Source organism: Halolactibacillus sp. JCM 19043 (assembly GCF_001310395.1).
Classification (GTDB): domain Bacteria; phylum Bacillota; class Bacilli; order Bacillales; family Amphibacillaceae; genus Halolactibacillus; species Halolactibacillus miurensis.
In genome coordinates this window covers 1-23064 of record NZ_BAXD01000022.1, presented here as the reverse complement: position 1 = coordinate 23064, position 23064 = coordinate 1, and the positions used below count along the sequence as shown (strand labels likewise).

General features: G+C 39.4%; 17 protein-coding genes and 1 pseudogene. 17 read left to right on the top strand and 1 reads right to left on the bottom strand.

The features are described from left to right. Positions 1-119: 119 nt before the first annotated feature. From JCM19043_RS10705 to JCM19043_RS10685, 5 genes are all read left to right on the top strand, one after another. Positions 120-1106, top strand: coding sequence for a sugar ABC transporter permease (locus tag JCM19043_RS10705; RefSeq protein ID WP_062322418.1), 987 nt, complete (start codon positions 120-122; stop codon positions 1104-1106). 31 nt (positions 1107-1137) lie between these two features. After that, positions 1138-2022, top strand: a complete 885-nt coding sequence (locus JCM19043_RS10700; protein ID WP_062322416.1) for a carbohydrate ABC transporter permease — start codon at positions 1138-1140, stop codon at positions 2020-2022. 78 nt (positions 2023-2100) lie between these two features. Continuing rightward, entirely contained in the window at positions 2101-3789 is a 1689-nt protein-coding gene (locus JCM19043_RS10695; protein WP_062322414.1) for an ABC transporter substrate-binding protein, read from the top strand. A gap of 190 nt (positions 3790-3979) precedes the next feature. Beyond that, positions 3980-6196, top strand: a complete 2217-nt coding sequence (gene yicI / locus JCM19043_RS10690; RefSeq protein ID WP_062322412.1) for an alpha-xylosidase — start codon at positions 3980-3982, stop codon at positions 6194-6196. A 70-nt stretch (positions 6197-6266) separates the two neighbouring features. Beyond that, positions 6267-6776 (top strand): hypothetical protein, encoded by a 510-nt coding sequence (locus JCM19043_RS10685; RefSeq protein ID WP_062322410.1) that lies wholly within the window; start codon positions 6267-6269, stop codon positions 6774-6776. Positions 6777-6974: 198 nt separating this feature from the next. On the opposite strand, the gene upp is transcribed toward JCM19043_RS10685, so the two are convergent. Next, positions 6975-7607 carry a uracil phosphoribosyltransferase gene (gene upp / locus JCM19043_RS10680; RefSeq protein WP_062322408.1) on the bottom strand — a complete coding sequence of 211 codons (633 nt, stop codon included), beginning with the start codon at positions 7605-7607 and terminating at the stop codon, positions 6975-6977. Between the two features lie 111 nt (positions 7608-7718). Between upp and JCM19043_RS10675 the strand changes: the two genes are divergently transcribed. The 12 genes and pseudogenes from JCM19043_RS10675 to JCM19043_RS10625 all read left to right on the top strand — a co-directional run bounded on the left by JCM19043_RS10675 (position 7719) and on the right by JCM19043_RS10625 (position 23010). After that, entirely contained in the window at positions 7719-9338 is a 1620-nt protein-coding gene (locus JCM19043_RS10675) for a PucR family transcriptional regulator (protein ID WP_062322406.1), read from the top strand. A gap of 369 nt (positions 9339-9707) precedes the next feature. Next, complete coding sequence (locus tag JCM19043_RS10670) at positions 9708-11234, top strand: hypothetical protein (RefSeq protein ID WP_062322405.1); 1527 nt, start codon at positions 9708-9710, stop codon at positions 11232-11234. 88 nt (positions 11235-11322) lie between these two features. Then, complete coding sequence (locus JCM19043_RS10665; RefSeq protein ID WP_062322404.1) at positions 11323-11985, top strand: cysteine hydrolase family protein; 663 nt, start codon at positions 11323-11325, stop codon at positions 11983-11985. Positions 11986-11997: 12 nt separating this feature from the next. Further along, positions 11998-13521, top strand: a complete 1524-nt coding sequence (locus tag JCM19043_RS10660; protein ID WP_062322403.1) for a hypothetical protein — start codon at positions 11998-12000, stop codon at positions 13519-13521. Between the two features lie 30 nt (positions 13522-13551). Continuing rightward, on the top strand, positions 13552-14490 hold the full coding sequence (locus JCM19043_RS10655; RefSeq protein WP_062322402.1) for a DUF2877 domain-containing protein: 939 nt from the start codon (positions 13552-13554) through the stop codon (positions 14488-14490). Next, positions 14450-16003, top strand: coding sequence for an acyl-CoA synthetase FdrA (fdrA, locus tag JCM19043_RS10650; RefSeq protein WP_062322401.1), 1554 nt, complete (start codon positions 14450-14452; stop codon positions 16001-16003). The genes JCM19043_RS10655 and fdrA overlap by 41 nt, the downstream gene beginning before the upstream one ends. Continuing rightward, complete coding sequence (locus tag JCM19043_RS10645; RefSeq protein WP_062322400.1) at positions 16004-17431, top strand: DUF1116 domain-containing protein; 1428 nt, start codon at positions 16004-16006, stop codon at positions 17429-17431. Then, positions 17428-18387, top strand: a complete 960-nt coding sequence (gene arcC / locus JCM19043_RS10640) for a carbamate kinase (protein WP_062322398.1) — start codon at positions 17428-17430, stop codon at positions 18385-18387. Before JCM19043_RS10645 ends, arcC begins: the two co-directional genes overlap by 4 nt. Before the next feature lie 112 nt (positions 18388-18499). Continuing rightward, positions 18500-19615, top strand: a pseudogene (locus tag JCM19043_RS18895) (DEAD/DEAH box helicase); the annotation flags it as partial. Beyond that, on the top strand, positions 19616-21037 hold the full coding sequence (locus JCM19043_RS18890) for an SEC-C metal-binding domain-containing protein (protein WP_369813850.1): 1422 nt from the start codon (positions 19616-19618) through the stop codon (positions 21035-21037). It begins immediately after the preceding pseudogene. Between the two features lie 68 nt (positions 21038-21105). Beyond that, a protein-coding gene (gene prfB, locus JCM19043_RS10630; protein ID WP_143103176.1) for a peptide chain release factor 2 occupies positions 21106-22207 on the top strand; the annotation gives its coding sequence in 2 pieces (ribosomal slippage) (positions 21106-21177 and positions 21179-22207; 1101 coding nt in all). A 287-nt stretch (positions 22208-22494) separates the two neighbouring features. Continuing rightward, positions 22495-23010 carry a hypothetical protein gene (locus JCM19043_RS10625; protein ID WP_062322393.1) on the top strand — a complete coding sequence of 172 codons (516 nt, stop codon included), beginning with the start codon at positions 22495-22497 and terminating at the stop codon, positions 23008-23010. The last annotated feature ends 54 nt before the right edge of the window (positions 23011-23064 follow it).

The window sequence follows — 23064 nt, the reverse complement described above, 5'->3', positions numbered from 1 at the left end:
TTTTTGACTGGATTTTAACACTTATTCATTAGGTTTTCGTTGTAAGCGATTTCTAATACACTATAAGTAGTTAATTCGTAGGGAGTTATCGAGACCTTAAATGTAAGGGAGAGAGAAAAATGAGTAAACATACGACAACGGTTACCGTAGGAGGGACAGCTTCAAAAAACGCAAGAAAATTAACGGTCGCATCAAACAGACAATCATTTTTTAAACGAATGATGTCGCAGAAAATGTTGATTGCGATGTCATTACCTTTTGTTCTTTGGTTAATAATTTTTCGTTATATTCCAGTTGTTGGTTGGCTAATGGCCTTTCAAGACTATAAACCACAAAACGGATTTTTCGGAAATGAGTGGGTAGGGCTTAAACATTTTAGAGATTTATTCAATGAACCGACATTCTTCAGGGCATTAGAAAATACGATCGGGATGGGTGTGTTAGGACTGGTTTTTACCACACTAGCTGCGATTACCTTTGCTTTATTATTAAATGAAATGCGTTTCTTGAAATTCAAGAAATTAACACAAACGATTTCCTATTTACCTCACTTTGTGTCATGGGTCATCGTTGCTAATATTGTCACGACGATGTTATCGATTGAAGGACCAATCAATGGTTTACTAACCTCAATTGGAATTTTAGATGATCCGATAAATTTCATGGCTAAACCGGGGATGTTCTGGGGCATTGTCACTTCAGCTGAAGTGTGGAAATCGACCGGTTGGAATGCGATTATTTACTTTGCGGCTATGGCGGGTATTGATCCACAACTTTATGAAGCAGCCAAAGTGGACGGGGCTTCTCGCTTGCGTCAGATGTGGCATATCACGTTACCAAGTATTCGTTCTGTTATCATTGTCTTACTTATTTTAAGTATTGGAAACTTGATCAATATTGGCTTTGAGAAACAGATGCTACTGGGGAATAATATCGTGATGGATAAAGCTATTGTGATCGATTTGTATGCATTAAATTATGGTATCGGTATGTTCCGCTACTCCTTCGGTACAGCGATTGGTATTTTCAAATCTGTTGTTAGTGTGATTTTAATCTTAATTGCGAACGGATTTGCCAAGAAAATCGGTGAAGGACGTGTCTTCTAATGAGACCGTATACATGTGAGGAGGAGCAAAAATGAAAAAGAAAAAATTTACCGCATTCGACATGGTATTGCTTATTTTTATGCTGGTTGTCGTTGTCGTGACGCTATATCCGTTTCTTAATATCTTAGCTATTTCATTTAATGATGCGACTGATACAGCTCGAGGTGGCTTGCACATTTTCCCGCGACAATTCACGTGGGCGAATTATGAATATATTTTTAATGGTAATGATCGGTTGCTAGGAGCATTTGGTATGTCTGTTTTACGTACGGTTGTCGGTACGGCAACCGGCATACTTGCAAGTACGATGCTTGCCTACACATTGAGTCGACGCGATTTTGTTTTTAATGGTCCGGTTAGTTTTATCTTAGTCATTACGATGTTTGTTAGTGGTGGATTAATTCCTGAATTCTTACTGATAAGAGAACTCGGTTTAATGAACAATTTCTTAGTGTATATTTTACCGATGTTACTCAATGCCTTTAACGTCATCGTCATCAGGTCCTTTATGGACGGGATTCCAATAGCGTTAACAGAATCGGCAAAAATGGACGGGGCTCATGACTTTACGATTTTTTGGAAGATTATTATTCCTTTATCGTTACCGGTCATCGCGACCGTGTCGTTATTTTTAGCCGTTGGTCAATGGAACAACTGGTTTGATACGTATTTGTATGCTCGAGCAAATGAGAATCTTACAACACTGCAATTTGAATTAATGAAAATACTTGACAACACCCAAATGTCAGGTGGCGATATTACCTCAGGTAATGCTGAATACGTTGCAGGTAGAACGAATCCCCAATCAATTCAAATGGCGATTACGATTATTGCCACTGTTCCAATTTTGATGGTATATCCATTTTTACAACGATACTTCGTTACCGGTTTGACTTTAGGGGCAGTTAAATCTTAATCGTTATTAAAATGTGTGAATGATGTTGGTATTAATGAAAATTAATATAAATATTTAAACAAATGGAGGGTTAAAGAAATGAAAAAGCATTTATCCGTTTTATTTATGTTGATGTTGGTAGGATTGTTAACACTTGCTGCCTGTGGTGATGACTCATCAGATGGCGGTAGTGATAACGATAATACCGATAATAGTTCCGAAGATAATGGTTCAGATGAACCGGTCACCTTGACATTTTTCAGTTCAGATGGCGCTGAAAAGACATTTGACGATCCAGTGGCTAAAAAAATCACTGAGGCAACAGGTGTCTATTTAGAGATGGATTATCCGGTTGGTGGTAATGATGAAGCCATTCCTTTAATGATTGCCGGTGGAGAATATCCTGACTTAATCTTTGCTAAAGGTGATTTAGGTAAGTTAATCGATGCTGGTGGTGTTATTAAGTTAGATGACATGATTGAAGAGCGTGGTGACAATTTAAAAGCCCTTTATGGTGATCAAATTGACCGTTTACGTAACTCCGTTGATGACCCAAGTATTTATCAAGTAGGAACGTACGGTGTTGAAAATCAACCATTAGAAACATCAGGAACATTCCAAATTCAATTAGAAGTATTACGTGAATTAGGCTATCCTGAAATTGATACATTAGAAGACTTTGAAGCAGCACTTTCGGAATACCATGACATGTATCCAGAAATTAATGGTCAGTCAACGATACCTTTATCACTTCAAGGATCTGATTGGCGCTGGTTAATTACTGTCGGAAATCCAGCTGGATTTGCGGGTGGATTCCCAGATGATGGCCAATGGGTCATTGATAATGATACAGGGGAAGCAACATATAAGTTCGTGTTAGATGAATTTAGAACGTATTTCAAATGGTTAAATGGTATGAATGCTAAAGGATTACTTGACCCAGAATCATTTACCCAAACACAAGAGACGTATATTTCAAAATTATCTACCGGTCGCGTGCTGTCAGTGGCTGACCAAGATTGGAATATTGGTGATGCGCGTAGTGCCCTTATTCAAGATGGCATGGAAAACCGTACTTTCGCACCACTTCCAGTTGTATTAGATGAATCAAAAACACATCAAGCATTAAAAGATTATGGTTTTGCTGGTGGATGGGGTATTGCGATTTCTTCGACTTCAGAACATCAAGAGGAAGCTTTTGATTTCTTAGATTGGATGGCATCAGAAGAAGCACAAATCCTTGTCAACTGGGGTGTTGAAGGTGAACACTATGAAGTTGTTGACGGCGAACGCGTCATGTTTGATGAGGTTCGAGAAAAACTTGAAACAGATGCTAATTACTCTAAAGAATCAGGTGTTGGCTATTATATCTATCCATTCCCACAATGGGGAACTGCGGCAGTAGATTCAAATGGCCAATCCATTACTCGTGACAATAAAGAACAGGTCATTGAAGGCCAACTCGCACCAGAAAAAGACGCGTTAGCCGCGTATGGTATGGAATTGTGGATTGACTGGTTCCCAGCTCAAGATGAATTAGAGATTTCTAATCACGGTGCCGCCGCAAACTTCTCTATTCCGTCAGGTTCTGATTTACAAATCATCCAACAACGTGCGGATGATATTACAGAACAACGGATTACCGAAGCCATATTAGCTGACCCAGCTGAATTTGATGGCCTTTGGGATAATATGCTACAAGAATTAGAAGATGCGGGTGTTGAACAGTTAAATCAAGAAATGACAGAATTGACTCAAAGTGTCCGTGAGTTATGGGGAACGAATTAAGTCGTTTTTGGATTAGCTTCTAAGCGTATATAAAATGAACAAATAATTTAAGATGGCCTAGTCCCAATCGGATTAGGCTCATCTTATTCTATACATATGGAGCGCATTATATTGAAGAATCATTGACATACATACCTTTCGCAAAAAAAGGCAAAGGGAATTAAGCATCAAGTGAAGGAGAGAACAAAAAATGAAATTTACTGATGGAAACTGGTTAGTAAAAGAAGGTTATGAGATACATTTTCCAAGGATCGTATATGATACAAAAGTAGAAGAAGAAGCGGTGACATTGTATGCACCGTGTAAATATATTAATCATCGTGGAGACACACTCGATGGTCCACTGTTAACTATTACCTTATCGTCACCGATGGAAAATGTGATTCATGTAGAAACGTGGCATTATCAAGGGGAAAAACCGAAATATCCAAACTTTCATCTTCATGAAGAATTAAAAAAAATAGAGATTGATGACCAAGAAAAAACCATTACGTTGTCTTCTGGTGAGTTGAACTTATCGATTGATAAGGAAGATTTTCGGATGATTTTTGCTGATGCCGTTGGAAAGATTGCTGAAGCAGATCAAAAATCACTCGCATGGATTACTGGTCCAGATGATCACACATATATGCGTGGCCAATTGACTTTAGGTGTTGGTGAGTATTTATATGGATTAGGTGAACGCTTCACACCGTTTGTTAAGAATGGTCAGTCAGTTGATATCTGGAATGAAGATGGTGGGACAAGTTCTGAGCAATCTTATAAAAACATCCCCTTCTTCTTATCCAATAAAGGCTATGGTGTGTTTGTGAATCATCCTGAAAAAGTAAGTTTTGAATTGGGATCAGAGCTCGTCTCACGCACACAGTGGAGTGTTCCAGGTGAGAAATTAGATTATTACTTTATTTATGGCCCAACCCCTAAACAAGTGATTAATCGTTACACCGCACTAACAGGCCGTCCTGCTTTACCACCAGCATGGTCGTTTGGTTTATGGTTATCGACATCATTTACGACTGATTATAATGAAGAGACGGTCACCCACTTCGTTGATGGGATGGCCGAGCGAGGGATCCCTTTAAGTGTTTTCCATTTTGATTGTTTCTGGATGGAAGGCTTTGAATGGACGAACTTTATTTGGGATAAGAAAAACTTCCCTGACCCTGAAGCGATGCTGAAGCGTTTAAAAGATAAAGGCTTAGAAATTTGTGTCTGGATTAATCCGTATATTGCTCAAAAATCTCCCTTATTTAAAGAAGCACATGAACAAGGATACTTGATTAAAAAGTCAAACGGTGATACGTGGCAATGGGACCGCTGGCAAGCGGGCATGGGGATTGTGGACTTTACCAATCCAAAGGCGGTGAAATGGTATCAAGACCATTTACGACAGTTAGTGGATATGGGGGTTGACTCATTCAAGACCGATTTTGGTGAGCGAATTCCAACGGATGTCGTCTACTTTGATGGCTCAGATCCGATGAAGATGCATAATTACTATAGTTATCTATATAATCAAGTCGTTTTTGATTTATTAAAAGAAACAAAAGGTGAACAGGATGCTGTTGTCTTTGCCCGGTCAGCAACTGCGGGAGGTCAACAATTCCCGGTTCACTGGGGTGGAGACTGTGATTCAACGTATGAAGCAATGGCTGAAAGTCTCAGAGGTGGCTTATCACTTACTACATCTGGCTTTGGTTATTGGAGTCATGACATTGGTGGATTTGAAAGTACTGCCTCGCCAGATGTATTTAAACGATGGACGCAATTTGGGTTATTATCGAGTCATAGCCGGTTCCATGGCAGTGCTTCTTATCGTGTGCCTTGGAACTTTGATGACGAGGCAGTGGATGTCGCTCGCGAGTTTACCAAGCTTAAAAACACACTAATGCCTTATCTGTATCGCTTAGCGGTTGAAAATAGTCAAACAGGTATTCCGGTTATGCGTTCAATGCATGTTGAATTTCCAGAAGATCCGATTTGTGATACACTTGATCGACAATATATGTTAGGTGAGAGTATCCTAGTGGCGCCAATCTTTAATAAAGTGGGACAAGCGTCTTACTACTTACCAAAAGGTAAATGGACGCACCTGTTATCAGGTGAAGTAAAGGACGGTGGCACGTGGGTGAAAGAGACTTACGACTTTATGAGTCTCCCACTATTCGTGAGAGAAAATACGGTGTTACCAATCGGACACTATGATGTAAAACCTGTTTATGATTATCTTGAAGACTTAACGCTAAAAGTCTATCATTTAGATAAAGGAACAGACGTTGTCTTACCTGTTTACACAACAGAGGGTCACTTAGGTGCCACTTTTACGGTTAGTCACAAAGATAAGATTGAGACTCATGTAGACCAAGAAGTAAATTATCACGTCGAAGTCGTCAATGATGAAAAGTAAAAGGAAGAATATATAGATGAGTACCAGGCCAAGCGGCCTGGTTACATCTGTTTGTGCGGAGGGGATGCAGGTGAAGCTTAAAGAAGCATTTCAAGGGATGACGACAAAAGAAAAAGTAGATTATGTGTGGGAATATTATAAAGGCATCATCATCGGCAGTCTTTGTTTTTTACTATTTATCTGGTTAATGGTTGATGGCTTCATGAGTAAGGACGAAGAACCTGTCGTGGTCACGATATTAAGCCGTACTTCTCTAGCAGGAATTGAAGAGATAGAGGAAGCTTTTTCCCATGAAACATTTGATGTGTATGTGGATCATATTTATCATGAAAATGGTAAGATTCCGGAAAATGGGATGCAATCTATTGAAAGATTATCTACTAGTCTTGCGGTCGGACAAATTGATTTATTTGTGATTGATCAAACGATGGCGGAATTAATGATGTTAGAAGAGGTGTTAGCGCCGATTGACGATATGATTGATACGACAACTATTCAGATAGATCAACAAGACCAACTGATACTAGAAAATGATTGGTATGGCATCCGGGCCAGTACGTTATCAGACTTCAATCGTTAGAGAAGAGTGATCAGCTGTACGTCTTTATCCCAGCGACGGCAAGACATGTTAAGAAAATCGAACAATTACTAAAATAAGGATCATATAGGAAAAACACCTGTAAAACATCAATTTTACTGATGGTATACAGGTGTTTTTTCTCTGGTTATTTCTTTGTGGAAGCGTTATAATGGTTGGACATTTGAATGAATCACAAAATTACTTCGTACCGAATAGTCGATCGCCTGCATCGCCAAAGCCAGGATCGATATAGCTCTTTTCATTTAGACCTGGGTCAATCGCACCGGTATAAATCGGAACGTCAGGATGGTCTTGATGAATGCGATCGATGCCTTCTTTAACAGAAATTAAACAGAGGAATTTAATGTTTTTAGCTCCGCGTTTTTTAATAGCGGTTAAGGCTGCAGAAGCAGAGCCACCTGTTGCTAGCATAGGATCTACTACAATCAGTTCTCGTTCGCCAGCATCTTCTGGAAGCTTGGCATAGTACTCGATGGCTTCTAATGTCTCTGGGTCACGGTAAAGACCAATATGTCCTACTTTTGCGACAGGAATTAATGATAAAATCCCATCAACCATGCCTAAGCCGGCGCGCATAATAGGCACAATACCTAATTTTTTACCGCTCAATCGCTTGACAGTTGTCTTTGCGACAGGCGTTTGAACGGTGACATCCGTTAATGGTAAATCAAGGGTAATTTCGTAAGCCATCAATTTAGCTATTTCATTAACAAGTTCTCTAAATTCTTTAGGACCTGTACTTTCTTCACGAATAATGCCGAGCTTATGTTGAATAAGTGGATGATGAAAGACATGGACATGTTTTTCCATAAATAATAACCTCCTTGTGTATTCGGGTGTTTATGTTACAGAAGGTCTATTCGCAAAACAAGGTCAAAACTAGACAATAATTTAATAAAAATTAGGCAAAGGATGATAAATATGTTATCAATTGAACGACTATTAGAGATGACACCATTTAAAGATGTGACGGTCATCGCAGGACGCGGGGGCTTGTCTCATGAAATTAAAAGCGTCAATGTTATGGAAGTGCCTGATATATATCCTTATGTGGATGAGCAAGGATTGCTTTTTACGACATTATTTCCGATTTATGATGATGAAGACGCGTTGCATGAATTTATTGTGCGGTTGAGTGAACAAAACCTGGCTGGCGTGGCCATTAAGCTAGGGCGCTATTTACCCGAAGTGCCTGATTATATGATTGAACAAGCAGAAAAACATCAATTCCCGATTCTCATCTTACCGAGTGATGCTAATTTATCGACCTTAACGAATTATATTCTCACTGAACTACTAGATAAAAAGACAACCTTATTAGAGTTTCGCGAAACGATCGCTAGCCGTCTGCATCACTTTTTATTAGAAGGTTCCGATATGACACAGTTTGTTGAGGCGTTATCCGAACTCTCAGAAGCTCCGATTATTATTTTAGACGCACACTTACAAATCGAAGCCACAAGTATAGAGCTTGAGGCAGTAGTCATGAGTGAAAAAGGTCTTTATTATTTAATGAATGAAGAAGATATGAGACAGCAGGTCATCGTGGAATGTTTAAATCAAACATATACAAAAGATGATGTGTTATTTGAACCGATTATGGCAGGTAAAAAACTGTTTGGTTACTTAATGGTGTTAAAGAATGAGACGAGTAGCCAAGAGACGTTAAGCATTATTGTGGAACAAGCCATTATTCTGCTTGCCTACTTGATGCAAACAAAGGCCGCGATTCAACAAAAAGAACGTAATTATCTAGACAGTTTCTTACGTGATATTTTAAATGCCCGTTATCAATCTCAATCAGAGATTATTGATAAGGCTAAAGTGTTTAAATGGCACTTGCATTTTCCTAATGTTATTTTAGTCATTCGTTCAATGGAACAGAACACGGAAAAGAGAATCTCGTCGTATACGAAAGTATTGGACTCTGAAAAAATCGAACAAGCGGTCAGTCATGTGTTTGATATTCCTTTGTCGAATGGCAAGGTTGCTTATTTTGAAGAGGAGCTGGTTGTGTTTATTAGTTTAGCTTTTGAGACGCGGTTACAGGAAAAACTAAGAACGCTGGCGGAGTTAATTGTAAAAAACTTAACCCCTCTAGGGGCTTTTTCAGTGAGTATTTCTGAACCGATCGAGCGACTGCAAGACATTAAGTCGGGTTATCAACATGCACGTCTTGTTCATGATATTTATAAACATCAAAATAAAGCGCCCTATATCAAGTTTTATCAATCACTGGGCTTATTTAAATTATTCCCATTAATGAAAGATGAAGAGAAGATGCAAGCATTTATTGAAGAGTATATTGGTGATATCATTCAATATGATAATAAAAAGGATATGGATTTAATGCATACGTTGTCTGCCTTAATTAAAAATAATGGTAACGTACAAAAAACATCAGATGAGATGTTTATTCATTATAATTCATTACGCTACCGAATCCAGAAGTTAAAGGACTTAGGGGTAGATTTAAATGATGGGGATAAGATGATTGAAGTGGCTGTCGCTTGTCAAATGTATCGTTATTTACATCTATAATCAGACGTTTTTAATGGTTTTTGTATCGTTTTACAGGTGAAGACTTCTTCGACTTTATCCTGGGTGATGTTAAGCGGAAGGTAGATAGTGGTACCATATTCTCTCATTACTGGATGACAAGAGCTGCAGTGTAGGCAGGAATATTTAATAAGAGTTGCAGATAAACAACGTTCATTTTTTATAAGAATGAACGTTGTTTATTTATGGCTTATTTTAATCCATTCCAAGAGTTTTACGAATAAAACTATCAAAGAGTGACGAAATAAAGCGATTACATTTAGCGTTTTTCTACAATGTTTTATTGAAACGTGGTTGCTATAATCAATTTGTAAGACGAATTCGTGCTACATAACAGAAGGGGGGAAGAACATGTCTGAGTTAAAAGTTAAGTTATGGCAACGCTCAGACATCGATGGCTTTTTTGGTTTATTTACGAATAACTTAACGAATATGCTTGTCATGGCAGGTTTGCTGATCGGTGTCGGTTTTCCAACATCCATGATTTTTGGAGCAATCTTACCAGCTGTTGGGTTATCTATTTTTGCGAGCAGTGTCATCTATAGTGTGATGGCTTATCGCTTAGCCAAAAAAGAACAACGTAATACGGTGACGGCTTTACCATCAGGTACGAGTGTCCCTCATATGTTCCTGATCGTGTTCCTGATTATGGGTCCTGTCTACCGCACAACAAATGATCCTTATATTGCTTGGTTTGCTGGATTGAGTTGGGGATTTATTGAAGGAGCGATTGAACTGGTAGGATCATTAATTGGTCCGAAAATTAAAGCAGCTGTCCCTCGTGCAGCGATGCTTGGTTCACTTGCCGGTGCTTCCATTACGTTTATTGCGATGTCGCCCGCCATGCAATCTTTTGATTTACCATACATTGGTCTCGTTTCATTCACTATTATTCTACTAGGATGGTTTGGTAAAGTGTCCTTTCCAAAACATGTGCCTGTCGGTCTTGTGGCGATTGTCATTGGAACGGCTATCGGTTGGATGACAGGTGTCATGGATGTTTCATCTTTTATTGAAGCGCTAAACACCATTGATATTGGTTTACCTACTTTTTCAATCAGTCGTATTATTAGTGGATTTAATGAAGCGGCACCATTTATTGTCGCTGCCATTCCTTTAGGTATCTATAATATGTTTGAAACCATCGATAATATTGAAAGTGCAGAGGTAGCAGGTGACCGTTATGACACAATGACGACGATGATTGCTGATGGGTCCACGAGTATATTAGCAAGTTTGTTTGGTAGTCCTTTCCCAACAGCGGTGTTCATTGGACATCCGGGTTGGAAAGAAGCTGGGGCAAGAATTGGTTACACCCTTGCTACTGGTATCACTATTTTAGTTATTTCATGGTTAGGACTTATCTCATTATTACTTACTATTATCCCATTAGAAGCCATCTTACCTATTCTTATTTACATCGGTTTAATTATCGGTGCGCAAGCTTTTCAACAAGTGGATAGAAAATATGCCCCTGCGATTATTTTAGCACTGATCCCGTGGTTAGCGGATTGGGCTAAAAACTTAATTGGGGATACACTCGCAAGTATTGGGACAAGTGCTGAAGAAATTGGTTATGAAGTCATTGAACAAACAGGACTTCATTATAGTGGCTTAGTCACTTTAGGAAGTGGCGCCATTATTATTGGCATGGTCTGGTCAACCATTCTCGTCTTTATTATTGACCAACAGTTTAAAAAGGCAAGTGTTGTAAGCGTTCTATCAGGTGTGTTGTCCTATTTCGGAGTCATCCACTATGACACAGTTGGGATCCATGTAGGTTTCCCTATGTTTCTCAGTTATTTAGCTGTTGCTGCCTTGTTATTGGTGATGGGAGTTAGAAGCGAAAAGTCATCCATTAGCAATTTAAATAACTAAATAACAACGAAAAAAAGCATTAATGAACAAACGATAGTCATCTGTTCTCACTAAAAATGACACAATATATTTAATGGAGGGTTTTATTATGACAAACAAATTAGCAGTAGAAGCAAAACCGTATGAATTTACTTTTGATCCAGACAAGACAGCACTCGTAATCATTGATATGCAGCGTGATTTCCTTTATCCAGGTGGATTTGGTGAGCAATTGGGTAACGACGTATCAAAAACAAATGTGATTATTCCTACCGTACAAAAAATGTTAGAAAAAGCGCGCGAAAAAGACATGTTTATCATTCATACTCGCGAAGGTCATCGTCCAGATTTATCAGATGTTCCACCAAGTAAACAACGACGTGGCGGTAACATTGGTGAAGTTGGTCCAATGGGACGCATCCTTGTCCGTGGCGAATATGGTCATGATATTGTGGATGAATTACAACCGAAGTCAGGCGAAGTCGTGCTAGACAAACCAGGTAAGGGTGCCTTTTATCAAACAGATTTAGATAGTATTTTAAAGAATAAAGGGATTGAATCACTTATTGTCGCAGGTGTCACAACACATGTTTGTGTTCAAACAACGATTCGTGAAGCAAATGACCGTGGCTTTGAGTGTTTAATGTTAGAAGATGCGTGTGCCGCTTTTGATCCAAAAGATCATGAAGATTCTATTCGTATGATCAATCAACAAGGTGGTATTTTTGGTTGGACAGCACCAACTGAAAATGTCTTACGCGTATTAGGATAGGAGTGGAGAAAAATGAGTAAACAAACAAAAGGAACGCCTTGGTTTGTCAAAGGCGATACAAACGGATTTTTCGGTTTATTTAGTAACGTATTAACAAACTTTTTAGCGGCGATTGGTTTACTAGCGGCGATTAATATGCCAAGTGATATCCTTTACGGAAAAATCGTACCAGGTACAGCTGTAGCGATTGGTCTTGGTGGTATTATCTTTGCGATTCAAGCAAGAAGAAAATCGCTTGAGACTGGAAAAGAAGATATGACGGCGATGCCGTATGGTCTTAGTGTTCCCCATTATTTCATTGTCGCCTTTGGTGTTATTTTACCGGTCTATGCGGCAACAAATGATTGGGTGATTGCTTGGTCAACAGGGATTGCTTGGAACTTAGTACAAGGGATTATCATGACACTCGGTGCCTTTGTTGGACCGTTCATTCAAAAATATATCCCACGTTCTGCGTTACTTGGTTCACTTGCTGGTATTGCCTTAACGTTTATTGCAATGAACCCAATGGGAGAGATTTTCTCAACACCTTACATTGGATTGCTCACATTAGTGATCGTACTTGGTGGTTGGATTGCCCATAAAAAACTTCCTGGTAATATTCCAGCTGGTTTACTAGCCATTATTATTGGGATGGTACTGGCTTGGGCAACAGGTTACATGGAGTTATCTGCTGTACAAGAAGCAGCAAGCGGTTTTAGAATTGCCTTCCCATCAATCGCGATTGGTAACTTGATTGAAGGATTTGCTTACCTTTCACCATTCCTTGCAGCAGCTATTCCGCTGGCAATTTATGACTTCTTAGAGAGTTTAGATAATATTGAAAGTGCAGAAGTTGAAGGGGATAAATACCCAACCACTCAGTCACTGCTTGTACCAGGTTTATTATCTATTTTAGGTTCGTTTTTAGGTAGTCCTTATCCAACGATTATTTACATCGGGCACCCTGGTTGGAAGAAAGCCGGTGCACGTGTAGGTTACTCAATGGCAACAGGTGTCGGTATTATGTTAATGGCATTTGTAGGATTGATGCCACTTGTGATGTCCATCATTCCACTGGTTGCTCTCTTACCTATTTTAGTGTATATCGCCATGACTATCGGTACACAAGCTTATACAACAGCTGATCCTAAACACGTACCAGCCATGATTTTAGGTTTAATGCCTTTCATTGCAAGTTACGTGATCTTACAAGTTAATAACACCTTAACAGCTGCCGGTTTAAGCGCGAGTGAGATTGGTTTTGATGTATTAAGAGATAATGGTGTTTATTATGAAGGTTGGTCAACACTCGGTGCTTCAGATATCTTAGTTTCCATGATGTTGATTACTATTGTTATTTTCTTGATTGAAAAGAAATTCAAAGTGGCCGCAATATATAGTTTAATTACAGCTGTCTTATCATTCTTTGGATTTATTCACGCAGGTGCTTTTGGTTTCGGTACGGGTAGTGAAGCCGCTCTAGGTTATGTTGCAATGGCCGCTGGTTTACTGTTCTTAAATTACTATAAACATCCAGATGAAAAACACGAATAATAACACAATGACTGAGAGAAGGGGTGCTTTGTGAAATTAACCGGAAAACAAATAGATTGGGGACTTAAGCGTTATTTGCTCGGACAGAATATGGGCCAAGTGATTGGTCAAGTTGTTGGTGTGTATCAACAAGTGATTAATATTCAATTAATACAAGCCGACCGTTTAGTCACAATAGCGAAGTCACAGGTTGTGCAAACGCCCGATATGATAAAAATCTCTGAGGATGATGTGTTTAACGCATGCGTTAAACACATCAATCCGAGTGGAAATGTCTATTTAATCGGTTATAATACGTTGATGATTGAAGATGTCGTGATTGATTTTCACCACGCTGAACTATGGAGCGGTCGCTTTATTCGTTATCCAGACAGTGTCCAGGTCACAGAACAAATGATCAAACAATTGAAAAAGTTTTTAATTCGAAAAGGTCACGATCAAGGTATATTAGGTAGTTATCAAGTAGCTATAAACAATCAGCCATCCGATACTTTATCACTACATCAAGATGCGTTGAAAGACCGGTTAATGATGTTTAAACAGTGGCCAACTCTTGAAGTGATGAAACAATTTGTTGGTTTAGGTATTGGTCTTACCCCGTCAGGAGACGACTTTTTACTTGGGTTGTTTAGTGTCTTTCACTACTATCATACCTCCGAGTGGCGACTCGTTTTAGAATACAAAGATGACTTACTTCAGTACATCAAAGAACGAACAACGTCGGTGAGTTATCACATGTTAAAGCAAATGATTTACGGTCAGACAAACGAGGCATTAAAAACAGTGATTGAAAAAGGCCCTGACATGACGTTAAAAGATTTAGAAACATTTTTACACATTGGTTCAACCTCAGGGACAGACATGCTTGTCGGTGTTCTTGTTGGGTTGGAGCACATTCATAGAAAATATATTCAAGGAGGAATTAGTGATGGTATCGAAAGTGATCATAGAGAAGAATGCTTATCATGATTCAGTAACGCTTATGTCGTTATCTGGAAAAGTTTTAAGTAAAGAAGGCGTAAACGAAGCGGTTGTCTCAATGGCAACGGCAATGAATATAGAGTTATTAGATAATATTGGGTTGTTAACTGATGAAGCAAAAGAAGCAACGGAGAATGATTTAATTATTGCTGTTAAGGCAGAGAGTGAAGAGGCTTTAACGGATACGATTCAATTTATTGATGACGCATTGAATAAGAAAAAAGCGGGTAAAAAATCCGGTCAAGAAAAAACAGCTGAAACACTGTCTCAGGCACTTGATCATTTACCAGATGCCAATTTAGCGATTATTTCTGTGCCGGGTGAATATGCTGCCAGAGAGGCACGATTAGCTTTAAATAAAGGTCTTCATGTCATGATGTTTAGTGATAATGTCACGATTGAAGATGAACGCGCATTAAAAGAACTCGGTCGAGACAAAGGTTTACTTGTGATGGGGCCAGACTGTGGAACAGCGATGTTGAATCAAACGGGTTTATGTTTTGCGAATAACGTTCGCGAAGGAAGCATTGGTTTAGTCGCGGCTTCTGGTACAGGATTACAAGAAGTAGCTGTACAAATTGACCGTCTTGGTTACGGCGTGAGTCAAGCGATTGGAACAGGTGGACGTGACTTACACAAAGATATCGGTGGGATTATGATGCTTGAGGGCTTGCGTGCTTTAAATGAAGATGAACAAACGAAAGTCATTGCCCTCATATCAAAACCACCAGCAAAAGAAGTACAAGATAAAATATTAGCTGAAGTTAAAAAAGTAAACAAACCGGTTATTGTTGGATTTTTAGATGGTGACAAGGATGCCGTTGAAGCTTCAGGTGCAGCGTTTGCAAGTACGTTAATTGAGACGGCAAGACAAGCTGTATTAGCTCTTGATTCATCTGTCACGATCGATAAGGAAATGAGTAATGCCTTAACATTATTCACAGAAAATGAGCAAGCTCAACTTAGCTCATCTCAACAATATATCCGCGGATTATTCTGTGGCGGGACACTGACTTCAGAAGCACTCTCAATTCTTCGAAGTGAAGGCTTAGAAGTGAAAAGTAACGTCGCGAAAAAACCAGAAGAAAAACTGGAAGATATTCATGTGAGCGCGGGTCATACACTACTTGATATGGGTGATGATGATTTCACGAAGGGTAAACCACACCCAATGATTGAACCGTCATTAAGAAATGAACGGATAAGAGAAGAATTATTAAATAAAGAGACAGCTGTCTTACTCCTTGATTTTGAACTAGGTTACGGCGCGCATGAAGACCCAGTGGGTGAATCGATTGACGTATTAAAAGAAACATTAACTGAATTAAAGCAAGAAGGCCGTCACGTCACGGTTATTAGTTACATGTGTGCGACAAAGAATGATAAGCAAGGTTACGACAATCAAGTCGATCGCTTAAGCGCACTCGGTGTGTATGTGGCATCTTCAAACGAAGAAATGAGTCAATTAGCGGCGATGATTACGAAGAAGGAGGTTAAATAAATGGGTAACATTCAAGGATTATTTTCACAACCATTAAAAGTAATTAACATTGGAACATCGACATTTAAAAAAGATTTAGATTTACAACAAACGGAAGCTGTTCAATATGATTGGCGACCTCCAGCAGGTGGAAACATTCAATTGATTGAGGCGCTTGATCAGTTCATCGATAGCGATTTAGTACAAGCAGCAAACGAAGAAGCGATTAAGCGAATCAAAGATGCACATCCGTTCTTAATTGATATTGATCAAGCGAAAAATGTCATTCCAGGTATGCATGAGAAAAAGATTCTTCATTCTGGACCGCCTATTACTTGGGATAAGATGTGTGGACCTGTAAAAGGTGCTATTATCGGTGCGCTGATGTATGAAGGATTAGCTAAAGATGAGTCCGAAGCAACAGCGCTCATCGAACGTGGTGAGATTGAGTTTGGTCCAGCGAATGAACATCAAGCCGTTGGTCCAATGGCGGGTATTATTTCGCCATCAATGCCTGTTCACGTCATTGAAAACCGTACCCATGGTAACCGCGCTTATTGTACGGTGAACGAAGGTTTAGGTAAAGTGCTCAGATTTGGAGCAAACTCTAAAGAAGTACTTGACCGCTTAAAGTGGATTGAAACAACGTTCGCACCGGCGCTTAAAAAAGCCATCGCTTTATCAGATGGTATTGATTTAAAATCAATTACTTCACAAGCGTTGCACATGGGTGATGAGTGTCACAACCGTAATAAAGCGTCAACAAGTCTCTTCTATCGTGAGATCATTGATTATTTCTTACAGACTGACCTTACTCAAGCTGAGTTACGTGATGTCGTTGGATTCATTAAAAATAATGAACATTATTTCTTGAACTTGTCGATGCCAGCAAGTAAATCAGCCTTGGATGCGGCACATGGTATCCCTTACTCGACTGTCGTTACGACAATGGCACGTAATGGTGTAGAGTTTGGTATTCGGGTAAGTGGATTAGGAGAAAAAGAATGGTTCACGGCACCAGCGAACTTCGTGAAAGGACTCTTCTTCCCTGGTTACACAGAAGACGATGCGGCACCAGATTTAGGCGACAGTACCATCACTGAAACGATGGGTATCGGCGGTTTTGCGATGGGTGGTTCACCAGCGATTGTTCAATTTGTTGGTGGTGACGTTGAAGATGCCATTGCGTATAGTGAACAAATGTATGAAATCACCGTTGGTGAGAACACCAATTATTCCATTCCAACGCTTAACTTTAGAGGTGGTGCGTATGGTATTGATATTAGAAAAGTGATTGAAACAAACATCTTACCAGTCATCAATACAGGTATGGCTCATAAAGAAGCCGGTGTTGGTCAAGTAGGTGCAGGTATTGTGCATCCACCAAAAGCTTGTTTTGAACAAGCCTTACTACGATTTAAAGAAACATACGAGGAGGGAGCATCATGAGCAAAATTTTAATTGCGCTTGGCGGTAATGCTTTAGGGGAAAATCCAGAAGAACAACGAAAACTGACACATCAAGCAGCCAAACCCATCGTCGATATGATTGAACAAGGACATCAGGTGATTCTCTCACATGGAAATGGTCCTCAAGTCGGTGCGATTCACTTAGCTTTTGGTAAATACGCTGAAGAAAAAGGGTTAGATAAATTAATGCCGTTCGCCGAATCGGGCGCGATGAGTCAAGGGTATATTGGATACCACTTACAAAACGCCCTCCGAGAAGAACTAGCAACACGAGGCATTGAACGTTCTGTTGCCTCCATTGTGAGCCAAGTACTCGTTGATAAAAATGATCCAGCCTTTACATCACCAACCAAACCGATTGGGCCTTTTTATTCAAAAGAAGAAGCGGACCAATTGATGAAGGAAACAGGTGACACTTACATCGAGGATTCTGGTCGTGGCTATCGTAAAGTGATTCCATCTCCTGCGCCCATTGATATCGTTGAAAAAGACATCATGAAAGATCTCATTGATAACGGTCATATTGTGATCGGCGCAGGTGGTGGCGGTATTCCTGTTATTCAAGAGGGGAAACATAAGCTCACCGGTGTTGAAGCTGTTATTGATAAAGACTTAGCAAGTGAATGTTTAGCGGAAGTTCTAGATGTTGATTTCTTCTTTATCCTAACAGGTGTTGATCAAGTGGCGATCAACTTTGGTAAGCCAAACCAGACGGCTCTTGATTCGATGTCAGTGAAAGAAGCAAAAGAATATATTGAACAAGGTCAATTCCCTAAAGGAAGCATGCTACCTAAGGTAGAAGCGGCGATTAAATTTGTCGAATCTAAAAAAGAAAGAAAAGCGATTATTTCATCGCTCGAACGCGCAAAAGAAGCTGTGGAAGGTAAAACGGGGACAGTTATTTATAAAGACAGAGAAAGTATGTTAACGAACTAAAATGACAACACGATGTATCTTCGGATATATCGTGTTTTCATCGTTTCATAAGGTTGTTTCTTGTCATTAAAAACCCCAAGTGTTATTATAAAATGTAGACGTTTACGAAACAATGCGTCAGTATCTATTAGAGGAGCGTACATTTATGCGTGGAATACTAAAAAAGATTTTTGATGGTAATGAACGCCAATTAAAAGAACTGCGACCAACAGTGGAACAAATTGAGGCGTTAGAGAAAGACTTTGAAAGTTTATCAGATAGTGATTTTAAAAATAAAACAATGGAATTAAAACAACGTGTGGAAAACGGTGAAACGTTAGACGACGTTATGGTTGAAGCTTATGCGGTTGTAAGAGAAGCTTCGAAACGTGTGTTAAATATGCGTCCATTCCCCGTACAGTTAATGGGAGCGATTGTCCTCCATGGCGGTAATATTGCCGAAATGAAAACAGGTGAGGGTAAAACCCTGGCTTCAACATTACCGGCGTATTTAAACGCGCTTTCTGGTGATGGTGTCCATATCATTACCGTAAACGAATACTTAGCTGATCGTGATGCGAAAGAGATGGGGCAGTTGTTTGAATTCCTTGGCTTATCCGTTGGCTTAAATGTGAGTGGGCTATCAAAAGAAGAAAAACGAAAAGCTTATGAAGCGGATATTACGTATGGTACAAATAATGAATTTGGTTTTGACTATTTACGTGATAATATGGTGCTTTATAAAGAACAGATGGTTCAACGACCATTAAACTTTGCGATTATTGATGAGTCGATTCCATTTTAATTGATGAGCGAGAACGCATTAATCATTTCTGGAAGCGCCCGTAAGTCAGCGTCACTTTATCAACAAGCGAATAGCTTTGTCAGAGGGTTAAAGAGGGAACACGACTTTAGCTATGATGAAAAAACAAAAGGTGTTCAGTTAACAGAAGAAGGAATCACAAAGGCAGAAAGCTTCTTTAATATTGATAACTTATTTGATTTAAAACATGTCACTTTAACGCATCATATTAATCAAGCACTTAAAGCACATGCGTCGATGCATCGTGATACGGATTATGTGATTGAAGAAGGACAAGTTGTGATTGTTGACCAATTTACAGGACGTCTCATGAAAGGACGTCGCTACAGTGATGGTTTACACCAAGCGATTGAGGCAAAAGAAGGCTTGCAGATTCAGAATGAATCGATGACGCTAGCTTCTATCACGTTCCAAAACTTCTTTAGAATGTATAATAAATTATCAGGGATGACGGGTACCGCAAAAACAGAAGAGGAAGAGTTCCGTAACATTTATAATATGGATGTTGTGGCTATTCCGACAAACAAACCAATCATTCGTGATGACCGTCCAGACCTTATCTTTAAAACAATGGATGGGAAATTCAAGGCAGTGATTGACGACATTAAAGCGCGTCATGAAGAAGGACAGCCAGTCCTTGTCGGTACAGTTGCGGTTGAAACATCAGAAGTGATTTCAGCGTTACTTAAAAAACGCGGGGTGCCACATAACGTGTTAAATGCGAAAAATCACTACCGAGAAGCTGAAATCATTGAAAATGCCGGACAACAAAAAGCCGTCACCATTGCGACAAACATGGCGGGACGTGGGACTGATATCAAACTTGGTGAAGGTGTGAAAGACCTTGGAGGTTTAGCGGTTATTGGTACCGAACGTCACGAATCACGTCGGATTGATAATCAGTTGCGTGGTCGTTCTGGACGTCAAGGTGACCCAGGTGTGACCCAGTTTTATTTATCGATGGAAGACGATTTAATGCGTCGTTTTGGTTCTGATAATATGAAAGCTGTGATGGATCGTTTTAAGATGGACGATGCCCAACCAATTGAAAGTAAAATGGTCTCAAAAGCCGTTGAATCGGCACAAAAACGCGTGGAAGGTAATAACTTTGATGCGCGTAAGAATGTCTTAAGTTATGACGATGTGTTACGTGAACAACGTGAAATTATTTATCAACAACGCTATGATGTCATTGATTCAGAAAACTTAAAAGAGATTGTGTTGAATATGATTGACACAGTTGTCCAAAATCAAGTAGAACTCCATACCCAAGATGAAGATAATGCGAAATGGGAACTTGACGGACTAACCGAATATATTCATGCGAATCTAGTGGAGTCAGAGTATCTCACCCGTCAGGATCTATCAGATAAGTCCCCAGAAGCACTTGTCTCACTGATTATGGATAAAGTAAAAGAGAAGTATGAGGTGAAGGAACAAGACATGGGTGAAGAACGGATGCGTGAGTTTGAGAAAGTTATTCTCTTACGTGTTGTCGATACGAAATGGATGGACCACATTGACCAAATGGATCAACTTCGTCAAGGGATTCACTTACGTGCTTATGCACAAAACAATCCACTGAATGAATACCGGATGGAAGGTTTTAATATGTTTGAAGCCATGGTTCAGTCTATCAATGAAGACGTGTCACGCTATGTGATGAAGGCACAAGTACGTGAGAACTTACAACGTCAAGAAGTGGCGAAAAATGCCACAGCTGTCTCAGGTGATGACGGGAAAAAACAGAAGAAAAAACAACCATTCGTGAAATCTGATAGCATCGGTCGTAATGACCCATGTCCATGCGGTAGCGGAAAGAAATACAAACATTGTCATGGTAAATAAAAGGAATGGACATCCTTGTACTAAGGGGATGTCCATTCGATTGTAAAGAATAGATGAGGTGAAAGGTAATGGAACTAGTAGAAATTAAACAAGAGTTAGAAAAGATGACAAACCGCTTAGCGGATTTTAGGGGGTCTCTTTGACTTAGATGAAAAGCGGACCAAAATTGCAGAGTTAGAACATGAAATGACGGCACCTGATTTTTGGGATGATCAAAAAAATGCGCAAAAAGTGATCGATGAAGTGAATAGTTATAAAGATGTTGTCAATCGCTTTGATGCGCACGTAGAAACGTTAGAAAACTTAGACGTTAGCTATGAACTCGTAAAAGAAGAGGCGGATGAAGATCTGCAGAGTGAGCTCGAGGAAGAGTTAGCTCAGCTACAAGAGGACTTAAATGCCTTTGAATTACTGATGTTGTTAAGTGAGCCATATGATAAAAATAATGCGATATTAGAACTGCATCCGGGTGCTGGTGGAACAGAATCACAAGACTGGGGCAGTATGCTTCTTAGGATGTACACCCGTTGGGCCGAGAAAAAAGGCTTCAAAGTCGAGACGCTTGATTATTTACCGGGTGATGAGGCTGGCATTAAAAGTGTGACCTTACTGATTAAAGGACACAATGCGTACGGTTATTTAAAAGCAGAGAAAGGTGTCCACCGTTTGGTGAGAATCTCACCCTTTGATTCACAAAACAGACGTCACACGTCGTTTGTATCTTGTGATGTGATGCCTGAACTATCAGATGATGTCGATATTGATATTAAGACTGAAGATTTAAAAATTGATACGTACCGTGCCTCAGGTGCTGGTGGGCAGCACGTCAATACGACGGATTCAGCGGTCCGAATTACGCACTTACCGACAAATTCAATTGTGACGTGTCAATCAGAGCGGTCGCAAATTAAAAATCGTGAACAAGCGATGAAAATGTTAAAGGCTAAGCTCTATCAATTAGAAATTGAAAAGCAACAAGCAGAAGTCGATGCCCTTCGCGGAGAACAAAAAGAAATCGGTTGGGGTAGTCAAATCAGGTCTTATATCTTCCAGCCGTACACGATGATTAAAGATCACCGGACGAACATTGAAGTTGGTAATGTCCAAGGTGTGATGGATGGAGATATCGATCCATTTATTGATGGATACTTGCGTCAACAAATGAGATAATTTGATTTAAAAAGGAAAGAAGCACAGTCATATCTTAGAAGAAGTAACCCCCTTAGAGTGAAAGATTTATACACTTTAAGGGGGTTTTTTAGGGAGTCGTTGAGACTATCGTTACTCCTGTCATGGGTTGTGGACGATTAAATGTCCTTAAAGACATATGAAGTGATGCCTTAGCTGGATAGTTATCGGAAATATAACAATGACCTTATACTTTTTTGTAAATATGTTAGGGTAGAGATAGAGAATCTGTATTAACACTGTACATACTGATAAAAAAGGAGAGGCTTATGCGAAAACAGATGAAGAATAAGGGTGTTATTTGGGTTATTGTTGTGTTGGTTATGTGTCTGATCGGGACAAGTGTGTTGTTGTATCAAGAGAAACAACAAGAGACACAAGCATTTCGAAGTTTATTAAATCGTTTCTATGTGGAAGTAGATAAGAGTCTACATATCACTTCACTCATTATAGAAAATGATACGGCGGATGATGAGTATATTGAACGCCTATTCATTAATTTAGAAGTCAGTTTAAATAATATGACGACACTATTAGATTTTGTTGAATTTGCTGTTGATGATACAAACTTTCCAAATGGTGATTTTGCTGCGATAGCCTCTTATACAAGTGTAGAAGATTACGGGGAAGTAGCGTATGTTAGGCGGGTAAAAGAGATGTTAACGGATGTAAAACAAGCCATGTATTCAGAAGAACATAACCAAGAGGACCCGAATCTTACTCCAGAGGCATTTAACACCATTGTAGAAGAAGCGACAAATCAAGCTTGGAAGTATTTTAATTAAAAAATAAAGTCCAAAAAATAGACAACAGAGATGTTCAGTTAAATGCGAGGCCAC

Excerpts from the sequence above, each read along its gene's own strand:
- JCM19043_RS10705 (WP_062322418.1), top strand. The coding sequence starts at position 120 with ATGAGTAAACATACGACAACGGTTACCGTAGGAGGGACAGCTTCAAAA.
- JCM19043_RS10700 (WP_062322416.1), top strand. The coding sequence starts at position 1,138 with ATGAAAAAGAAAAAATTTACCGCATTCGACATGGTATTGCTTATTTTT.
- JCM19043_RS10695 (WP_062322414.1), top strand. The coding sequence starts at position 2,101 with ATGAAAAAGCATTTATCCGTTTTATTTATGTTGATGTTGGTAGGATTG.
- yicI (WP_062322412.1), top strand. The coding sequence starts at position 3,980 with ATGAAATTTACTGATGGAAACTGGTTAGTAAAAGAAGGTTATGAGATA.
- upp (WP_062322408.1), bottom strand. The coding sequence starts at position 7,607 with ATGGAAAAACATGTCCATGTCTTTCATCATCCACTTATTCAACATAAG.
- JCM19043_RS10675 (WP_062322406.1), top strand. The coding sequence starts at position 7,719 with ATGTTATCAATTGAACGACTATTAGAGATGACACCATTTAAAGATGTG.
- JCM19043_RS10670 (WP_062322405.1), top strand. The coding sequence starts at position 9,708 with ATGTCTGAGTTAAAAGTTAAGTTATGGCAACGCTCAGACATCGATGGC.
- JCM19043_RS10665 (WP_062322404.1), top strand. The coding sequence starts at position 11,323 with ATGACAAACAAATTAGCAGTAGAAGCAAAACCGTATGAATTTACTTTT.
- JCM19043_RS10660 (WP_062322403.1), top strand. The coding sequence starts at position 11,998 with ATGAGTAAACAAACAAAAGGAACGCCTTGGTTTGTCAAAGGCGATACA.
- fdrA (WP_062322401.1), top strand. The coding sequence starts at position 14,450 with ATGGTATCGAAAGTGATCATAGAGAAGAATGCTTATCATGATTCAGTA.
- JCM19043_RS10645 (WP_062322400.1), top strand. The coding sequence starts at position 16,004 with ATGGGTAACATTCAAGGATTATTTTCACAACCATTAAAAGTAATTAAC.
- arcC (WP_062322398.1), top strand. The coding sequence starts at position 17,428 with ATGAGCAAAATTTTAATTGCGCTTGGCGGTAATGCTTTAGGGGAAAAT.
- JCM19043_RS18890 (WP_369813850.1), top strand. The coding sequence starts at position 19,616 with ATGTATAATAAATTATCAGGGATGACGGGTACCGCAAAAACAGAAGAG.
- JCM19043_RS10625 (WP_062322393.1), top strand. The coding sequence starts at position 22,495 with ATGCGAAAACAGATGAAGAATAAGGGTGTTATTTGGGTTATTGTTGTG.